The sequence below is a fragment of the Pseudoalteromonas sp. S558 genome (assembly GCF_005886635.1).
In the GTDB taxonomy this organism is placed as follows: Bacteria; Pseudomonadota; Gammaproteobacteria; order Enterobacterales; family Alteromonadaceae; genus Pseudoalteromonas; species Pseudoalteromonas aliena.
This window is the reverse complement of record NZ_PNDU01000233.1, coordinates 1-2,079: the sequence shown is the minus strand read 5'-3', so window position 1 is coordinate 2,079 and position 2,079 is coordinate 1. Positions and strand designations below refer to the sequence as shown.

The 2,079-nt window shown below is 45.5% G+C and carries 1 pseudogene; it reads left to right on the top strand.

What is annotated here, in order from left to right:
- Nucleotides 1-2,079 (top strand): annotated as a pseudogene (locus tag CWB66_RS15405) (RHS repeat protein); the annotation flags it as partial.

Below are 2,079 nucleotides of genomic sequence, written 5' to 3'. Positions count from 1 at the left end.
CATAACGCGTTACAGCTATACCCCTTATGGGCAATTAGCCTCCATCACGCAGCCTGATGGCAACCAAACTCAATTTGCGTATAACCAACTAGGGCAACGGGTATTAACCACCTTGCCAGATGGGCAAACCATTACGCGCAAATACAGCGTAGCGGGTTTACTGCAAAGCGAAACGTTTGGCGATGGCCGCACCACGTTATACAGCTACGACAAACTCGGCCAGTTAACCCAACACATCAATAAAAACGGCCAAATTACCCAATTTGTATGGAACGAGCAAGGTGAGCTATTAGCCAAACACCATAACGACGAGCTAATACGTTACAGCTACGACAATTTAGGCCGTGTAAACGCCACCATAAATAACGCAGGGCTGCTGATTCAATACAAATACAACGCGCATGGGCAGCTTGCGCAAACCACCGCCTTTGACGAAAACGAGCCTGAACATAAACAGCATCAACATTTTAGTTACGACGAAGCTGGGCGGCTAATAAGCTCACAAAACAGCAAAGGCGACACCACCGAGCAACACTTTGAAGGGCTAAGTCAGCCACATTGTGTCATTCAGCCTGATGGTAGCGCACTGCATTTAACCTATGACAAAGAGCGTAACTTAACCGCCATTGAGCGAAGCGACGGTCACGTATACCGCATAAGTTACGACGCCAATGAAAACCCAACACAAGTCACTGGGTTTGATGGCACGCTACAGCAATATAAATACGATGCCTGTAACCGCTTAGCCTCGGTAACACAAAGCGATAAACGCCACGTAAAAATAGAGCGCGACAGCCTAGGCCGCGTAACCGCACAACATGCAAGCCTTGCAAGCGACTCACATATAATTAATAACGCTAATTACTACAGCTACACAAAGCAAGGTAAAATTACCCGTGCCCACAACGCACAATCAACACTTAAACAACGCTTTGATAAAGGTGGGCGACTACTGCACGCCGAGCAAGTACATAACCAGCAACAAGCGCATACCTTACAATACAGCTACGACGACTACGGCAGACGGCAAACACTGACGCTGCCAGATTCAAGCAAACTGAATTACAGCTACAATAAATTCGGTCAGCTAAGTGCTATTCATTTACAGCAAGCAAACAGCAAAGTGAATGATTCAGCTAGCGCAGCACAGCCGCTCGTAACCTTAAGCTACGACAGCCAAGGTAATATTCAAACGCAACAGTTTGGTAACAGCATAACCCTTAATCAACAGTTTGATGTATTCAACCGTTTAACGCAGCAACAGCTCACACACCCAGCACAAGCACTATTCGATACCTGTACGTACAATTACGACAGCATCAACCAGCTGATTGCCCGTAAAAACGAAGGTGTAAGCAGCCACAATACTAATTTTGAATACAACAGCTTGGGGCAGTTAATACAGCAAAATCTAGCAGGCGAGCAGAACAATAAAATCACCCAATACCAATGGGATAGCTTTGGCAACCCGCAAAGCCAAACAGTAAAATCAAGCAAAAGCGATACAGACAGTAGTGAGCAAAATACTACAAATACTGATGCCAGCTCTTCTATTGATTTAACACGCGCCACCCATAGCGAATACAGCGATTTAGCATCAAATAATTTAGCCCCTAGTAATAATGCCGACTCAGTAGTAAACAATGAAGGCACTAATAACACCACAATAAACAGTGCCAGCGACGCAGACCGTTTAACCCACTTTGGCGACAGCGACTTTCATTATGATGAGTTTGGTAATCAAATACGCGAAACTGGCAAAGGAATAAAAACCCGCCGCGAGTATAACGCGTTTAACCAATTAAGCTGCTTTAATAACAACGGCACGCTCACGCAATATGACTACGACCCACTCGGGCGTCGTATTGCCAAGCACACCGAACACGGTAAAATTGACTACATTTGGGATAACGACCAGCTAATCGGCGAATACCAACACGGTGAATATACTTGGTATATCAACCTGCCAAATCAATTTCACCCAGTAGCGCTGATTAAAAAAGGCGAGGTGTACTACTACCACCTAGACCACGTGAACACCCCCCGTTTTGTAACAAACAACAACGCAGAAGTCGTTTG